This window comes from Gluconobacter thailandicus F149-1 = NBRC 100600 (assembly GCF_000964465.1).
GTDB lineage: Bacteria > Pseudomonadota > Alphaproteobacteria > Acetobacterales > Acetobacteraceae > Gluconobacter > Gluconobacter thailandicus.
In genome coordinates this window covers 1-6946 of record NZ_BANH01000012.1, presented here as the reverse complement: position 1 = coordinate 6946, position 6946 = coordinate 1, and the positions used below count along the sequence as shown (strand labels likewise).

General features: G+C 54.7%; 4 protein-coding genes and 1 pseudogene. 4 read left to right on the top strand and 1 reads right to left on the bottom strand.

Features of this window, described 5'->3' with window-relative positions:
• Positions 1–40 precede the first annotated feature (40 nt).
• Positions 41–976, bottom strand: a pseudogene (locus B7444_RS04125) (TonB-dependent receptor plug domain-containing protein); the annotation flags it as partial.
• A 227-nt stretch (positions 977–1203) separates the two neighbouring features.
• Between B7444_RS04125 and B7444_RS04115 the strand changes: the two are divergent.
• The 4 genes from B7444_RS04115 (at position 1204) to B7444_RS04100 (ending at position 6333) form a co-directional block, all read left to right on the top strand.
• Entirely contained in the window at positions 1204–2100 is an 897-nt protein-coding gene (locus tag B7444_RS04115) for a LysR family transcriptional regulator (RefSeq protein WP_007284642.1), read from the top strand.
• A 125-nt stretch (positions 2101–2225) separates the two neighbouring features.
• A complete protein-coding gene (locus B7444_RS04110) occupies positions 2226–3833 on the top strand; it encodes a serine hydrolase (RefSeq protein ID WP_035730723.1) in 1608 nt (535 codons plus the stop codon).
• Positions 3830–5050 (top strand): FAD-dependent oxidoreductase, encoded by a 1221-nt coding sequence (locus B7444_RS04105; RefSeq protein ID WP_007284640.1) that lies wholly within the window; start codon positions 3830–3832, stop codon positions 5048–5050. Before B7444_RS04110 ends, B7444_RS04105 begins: the two co-directional genes overlap by 4 nt.
• Positions 5047–6333, top strand: a complete 1287-nt coding sequence (locus B7444_RS04100) for a serine hydrolase domain-containing protein (RefSeq protein WP_007284639.1) — start codon at positions 5047–5049, stop codon at positions 6331–6333. The genes B7444_RS04105 and B7444_RS04100 overlap by 4 nt, the downstream gene beginning before the upstream one ends.
• Positions 6334–6946: the final 613 nt, after the last annotated feature.

The following is a 6946-nucleotide window of genomic DNA, read 5'->3' as shown; positions in this document are numbered from 1 at the left end:
TGAATCAAAATTCCCTACAAAAATCAATGGGTCCTGAGCCTAGGTAGGTTGTATCGCGCCCCATCTGTCGCCACATGTTTTTGGTGAGCGTCAGGTAGTTCATCTGCTGAAAGTTGCCGTAGCCAAAGAAGCCGGTGATCTTCCCATTCTGCCCAACAGGCTGGACGATTTTTGCATCTGCTTGCAATTCGCTCTGGCCTCCTGCCCCCTTCCAAAGGTCGGTGTCAGTACGGGCAAAGGAAGCATAGAACTTCGTGCCTGTCGGGTTCAGGATACCGCTGTCCACACGGGCATAGGTTCGATACGCGTTATAACTGCCAAAAGTCTGGCTGATCTTACCCCCTGCCTTGTCCTTGGGGTCGGAAGACATATAAGTCATCGCACCGCCGAGATTCTGGGCAGAAAATGAATCCAGGGCGCCCGCTCCCTGCGACATTGTCATTCCGGCGACATCATCCTGGATCATGGCCTGCGTGATGGACACACCATTGTTATTGGCAAAACCCTGCGTTCCCAGAGGTATGCCATCCAGCGTTGCCCCGATCTGCATCTGGGTGAACCCACGCACGTAGAACGTGTTACCATAGGTATCGAGGCCAAAGGCATCGGTCGACGTGAAATTTGCTCCCGGGGTTGTCATGGCGAGGATCTGCATCGGGTTTGTCCCCTCGACAAACCGGTCCATGACTTTGCGCGTCACAGCGACTTCTGGGCCGTGACTGCGGACACGGGATACACTGACCGAGATCGATTCAGTATCAGCACTCTCAATCGTACTGTGCCGTTGACTTGAAGCCGCTTTTGGCTGGGAAACAGCATGCGGTGAAGCATGCCGAGACTTGGCAGGCTGATCCGATTTCGTGGCTGCATTTGCTCCGTATGGAACAATGCTTGCGACAGCAATGCCGAGGATACTCGTCGTAAACAGATAACGAGATTTCCTTCCCGGTTTACCTGAAAATTTTATCGCCGACATCACTCGTGCTCCTCGAAATGGCGCTGCAGGATGATGTTACGTATTCGATACATTATGCGTCTACGCTGATTTTTTTTAGCCAGTGATAGACTGAGGTTAAGAAATAACCGATCCAAAACGATGCTGTTCCTGTAATATTCCCAAAATGTCGCAAGAGCGTTAAGAAGACTCAGCCCCTGTCTCGGGGGAAACATTGTTCCCCATTCGCGCCCTGGAGATTAGTCATCGTGAGATTACGTCAGATCGAAGTCTTCTACGCGATCATGACGACAGGGTCGTTGCGGAAGGCCGCCGAAGTCCTGCACGTTTCGCAGCCTGCTGCTAGCAAGGTTCTCCGATACGCGGAGCACTCCCTTGGTTTCGCATTGTTTGAACGAAAGGGCGGCCGACTGATCCCCACGCGGGAGGCGCAGATCATGCTACCGCATGTCAACGCCATTTTCGGCAAGCTTTCCGACCTGCGTCGCCTGACTTATAACCTGCGCTATGCCCGGGATGGACATTCCATTCGCGTGGGGTGTGTCCCGAGCCTAGGGTTAAGCCTCATCCCACGAGTGGTGCGAAGCTATTGCGCCAGCCATCCTGACACGGATGTTACGATTGATACTTTGCATGGGTCCGAGATCGTATCGCGGATTTTCAATCACGATCTCGATCTCGGCGTGGTTTTCGGAAATTATTCCCGCGAAGGTCTCACCGCCCAGCATATCGGCGATATCCCCTTGGTACTGATTGATAAAGAGCGGGAAAGCGGCCCCGTAGCGCTGACAGATATTGATCACCATCGCTATCTGGGCCTGTCCGAAAAGGATCCGACAGCCGACCTGCTCGATATCGCGCTGGACGAAGCCGGCGTGACGATGACCCCCGCCATTCGTGTGCGTACACATTTCATGGCAGCAGAACTGGTCCGTCTTGGCGTTGGCTGTGCGATCGTGGACGCCCTGACGGTCATGCACCATCCAGGGTTGCCACGTCCCTGCGCCCTTTCTCCATCGCTAAATGTTACATGCACGGTCCTGTATCGGGCAGATTACGCTCTCTCGCATATCTCACGAGATATTCTCACGCTGATGCAGCACGAACTGGACTGTGATCTACGCCAACTGAACGAGATGATTTAGCTTAAGGTTATCAGCCGCATATATCTCGTCATGGGACAGGGGTCCGCATTCCATGCTTTATCTGTTGGAATGTGCATCCCGGTTCATTCCTGAGCCGGTCAGAAGGCGGGAGTGACTGAGCGGCCATGATGAAGCGTTGTACCCTGTATGGAATGACTATCCTTTCCGGGGCGCTGCTCCTCCTCCCTTTCCATCAGGTTAAGGGCATAGACCTTCCCTCAGGTCTGACAACGCAGGATGTCAATGCAACTGTTCAGCGCACACGTACAGCTTTCAATGTCCCTGGTATTGCCGTCGCCATCGTACAGGACGGAAAGATCGTTTTCAGCCATGGATACGGGCAACGCTCAGAAGACCCCGGCAGTCTGCCAGTAGACAGCCGCACTCTGTTCGCCATCGGGTCCAATAGCAAAGAATTCACCGCGACTGCTCTGGCGCAGCTTGTGGATGCCGGAACACTGAAATGGAATGATCGTGTTATTGATCACCTCCCGGAATTTCGCGTCTCCGACCCATGGATCACACGTGATTTCCGCGTATCGGATCTGCTGACCCATCACAGCGGCATGGGATTGGGTGCCGGAGATCTGATGCTGTTCTCCCACAGTACGTTCACGCGAAAAGACGTTCTGTCGGGGCTTGAACATATGCCGTTCACCGCCCCTTTCCGAAGCGATTACGCCTATAATAACCTGCTCTACGTTGTAGCTGGTGCTCTTGTTGAGAAGGTTACGGGCCATAGGTGGGAAGATGTCGTTCAAACCCGTCTTATTGATACCGCCGGTCTGCCCGCATGTCAGTCTACACCGCCCTATAAAGGCGAGCCGGACGTTGCTACCGGACAGGGCGATCACTCTCCCTTACCCGAGAAGGCCGCTCGTCAGTTCCCTGCCGTGGCGCCTGCGGGCGGCATATGGTGCAGCGTGGACGGCATGGCACGATGGGCTCAGGTCTATCTAAGTGGCGGACAGACACCTGAGGGCAAGCGCATATTCAGTACAGAAAGCCGAGATACGCTCTGGTCCCCCCATGCTCTGCTTCCATTGCCAGACATGGCGGCTTTGACGGGCACTCATTTTCGCGCCTACGGCTATGGCTGGTTCATGGAAGATTTCTTTGGGCACAAGCGTGTCTGGCACACCGGAACCATCGGCGGAATGGTCAGCTATGTTACGTTCCTGCCTGAGTTGAAAAGCGCTGTCGTGATCCTGACCAATCACGATGACCACAACGCCACCTACGCTTTGGCCACAACACTGAGCGCACGCATTGCAACCGGGCACAGCAATGACTGGATCGGCTACTGGAAGCATCAGGAAGACGAAGCCAAAATCCGGGATGTGACTGCGGCGGCCTCGACCGGACCAGGATCGCCAGCACGGCCGTTTGTAACACTTTCAGCCGCACAGCAGCAGGATTATCTGGGAGATTATAAGGATGACTGGCGCGGCCTGATGTTTGTCACGGAACGTGGCAACGACTTACAGCTGACTTTCTCCAAGGCTGAGGGCTTAAGTGGCACCCTGCATTCTCTACCGCATGACCTGTTCGTTGTTCGATGGGACAATCGCGAGCAGGATGGGGAAGATGATGCCTATGTTCAGTTTGAAAGGAACGTTGAAGGCAAAGTCACCGGCATGACCATGAAGCTCCTGGGGTCGGATTTCAGTTTCGATGCGCAGGATCTGCATCCCCGAAAAATAGAGCCAACACTCCATGAGGCAGCACGGTGAAGCAGCATATCGCGGTTATCGGCGGCGGTGTGGTCGGCCTTTCAACGGCTTACGCCCTGATCCGGGCTGGCCATGACGTCACATTGATCGAGCAGAACGAAGATGTCGGTCTGGGAGCGAGCTACGCCAACGGCGGCCAGCTCAGTTACCGATATGTCAGGCCTTTGGCGGATGCCGGAATACCGCGTCAGGCGCTTGGCTGGATGCTGAAACCCGGCTCCCCGGTTTCGCTCCGCCTCAGAGCTGACCCAAAACAATGGCGCTGGATGCTCTCGTTTCTCTCGGCCTGCAATCGTTCGACCAATCGCAGGAATGCGACATTGCTCTTGCAGCTCGGACTTGAGAGCCAGGCAGAAATGGCGACATGGCGCGCGGAGGGGCTGGACGGATATTTCTGGCGTCAAGCGGGAAAGCTTGTCCTTTATCGGAATCATACAGCCTTCCGGAAAGCGGTATCGGCCATTCAGGACCCCACGCTGGAACAGGCTCTGTCCCCGGCCGAGTGTACAAAAATTGAGCCCGCATTCGCGCATCTTGCACCTGATCTGGCGGGAGGGGTCTTCTCACCCGAAGATGAAGTCGCGGACAGTTATCTTTTCTGCAAGGCCCTGAAAACCTCGCTTCTGAGCCTTCCACGCTTTCGTTATCTCCCGGGACAGGCCGCTCTCGTGCCGGAAACGGGTAAAAATTGTACTTTAACGGTGGACGGAACTCGTGTTGCGACGGATCTGGTTGTTCTTGCAGCAGGTCTGAACTCACGCGACATTGCCGCGCCACTTGGCATCCAGCTTCCACTTTATGGTCTGAAGGGATACAGCCTGACACTGCGCCCCTCACCTGAAACACTCCCCTCCGTCAGCGTCACCGATTACGATAACCGCATTGTCTATGCACGTCTGGGCGATGCTCTGCGTGTCGCGGCGATGGTCGATATCGGTGCAGAAGATCGGTCCCTCACCCCTGACCGTCTGGAATCCCTGCGCGGTCTCGTCAGGCAGACACTGCCGGGCGTCAGTACATCTGGCACCCCGGACACGCCCTGGACTGGGCTACGCCCTGCCACCCCCACAGGAATTCCCATCATCGGACGTAGCCGTTGCGAGAACCTGTTACTCAATGTTGGGCATGGAGCGCTCGGATTTACGCTTGCGGCTGGATCAGCCGCACGCATTGCCACAATGATCGGCCACGCTCATAGCGACGGAGTTCAGAAATGACGCACCGTTTTGTTGGATGTCTCTCTGCCCTGTTGCTCGTGACAAGCAGTGGAGCAGCCTGTGCCAGTTCTCCGCCTTCAACGGATGTAAAGCTGGCACAAGTTCTTACTCATGGCGAATCGCGTCCGCTGGCAGCCATCGTCGCAATGCGCATCCATAACGGAGCCGTGTCCTATCGTTATGTCGGCGGCTTTGCGCGCAAAGGCGGATCGGATGTCACACCTGCGCGGCCGGATACGTTATTTCGGATCGCCTCAGTTTCGAAATTCGTCACCGCCATTGGTCTGATGCAACTGGTTGACCAAGGGAAAGTTGATCTGGATGCTGATGCGTCTCGCTATCTTGGCTTCAGGCTCCGTAATCCCGACTTCCCTGATGTTCCAATCACGCCACGCATGTTGCTGAGCCATACGGCAAGTATCGCTGATGCAGATGACTACGTGATCCCTGCTGATCACATTGTTTCGGAATTTTTTAATCCCTCACGCCGTCCCGGAATGGCGACATATCACTTCCTTCCCGGCCGAAAGCCCGGAGCATGGTTCAGCTATTGCAACCTGTGTTACGGCCTTGTCGGGACCATGGTCGAACGTGTGAGCGGGGAACGTTTCGATCTTTATCAGCAGAAGCATGTTCTAACCCCTCTCGGTATTGACGGGGGTTATGACCCGGCGCTTCTTTCTCATCCGGAACGGCTTGCAACCCTCTACCAGCACACGACACACGGCTACGAAGCAGCAAAAGACAATAACGCTCACTTTGTTCCCGAAGCGCCCGCGCACTATCGGATCGGCACAAACGCCACGATTTTCTCTCCCCAGGGAGGCCTTCGCATATCTCTGGACGGTCTGTATCGCCTGTCGCAGTTCGTATTCGGCGGGGGCACGGTTGATAATGTAACCGTCCTGTCCTCCCAATCGCTTCGCACGATGTTGCAACCGGCCTGGCGGTACGACGGGCATAACGGCGAAGGCACTTATCCTATTGCCAGCTATGGACTGGCCACTATCCACTTGACAGGCACATCCGACCCTTCGGGCCATCTCACCATGCCGTGGCACAGGTATCAGGGTGGTCTGGTTGGCCATCTGGGCGATGCTTACGGCCTGCGATCCGGCTTCTGGCTCGATCCAGAGACCCGCGACGGTTATTTGTTCATCGTAGACGGTTTCCCCGAGGATGGACACGAAAAGCCAGGAGAATATTCATCATTCACGAACGTAGAGGAAAAAATTTTCAGTGCGTTGTCAGGCTCGGATGCAATTTCAGGCACAACGAAATAAACGTCTTTGCATCTTGAACCCAGAGGCGCCAAGGCCAGCATTCTTATCACGTCGTGTATCAGACACACGATTAAAGGCAGTACAAATTTAGATAGATTTGTATATCTTGTACCTAACGGCCCAGAAATACCGTCATTTTCAAACGATACCCTGTAGATCTGATGTCGAAGTGGGATGGGAACGAGAAATCCTTAAAGTGTCAGATATTGCCACTTTCCTGTAGTATTACTCTGACGACATGCCTGATCATGGCGATATCATGATGTTTCTATCCCATAGCGCTCTCCTCCGCTTGCGTTAAAACAAAGGCCCCGGGATGAAATACCTCAGCAGGGTATCATTCGGCGAGAGACCTCGCGCTCGAACCATTGGCGACGATAAAGTGAAGATTTCACAGGCTTCAACGAAGCGGCAGCCATATCCAGGAGCATCGCTTAACAGGCTCGGATAAGGCCTAAATTTGACCGCTAATGTGATCGGCAATCCCCGATAGCTTGTAGCCATCCTCGCAATAGACTTAACCAGAGCTCTGCGGCGTCCTGAGCACAGTCGTCAATGACAGTGTCTGATTAGGTCACGTTGACAAAGGATCTGATCCAGAGCCTTGCGGCGG

Coding starts and splice junctions, on each gene's coding strand:
- B7444_RS04110 (WP_035730723.1), top strand. CDS start 2,226: ATGATGAAGCGTTGTACCCTGTATGGAATGACTATCCTTTCCGGGGCG.
- B7444_RS04100 (WP_007284639.1), top strand. CDS start 5,047: ATGACGCACCGTTTTGTTGGATGTCTCTCTGCCCTGTTGCTCGTGACA.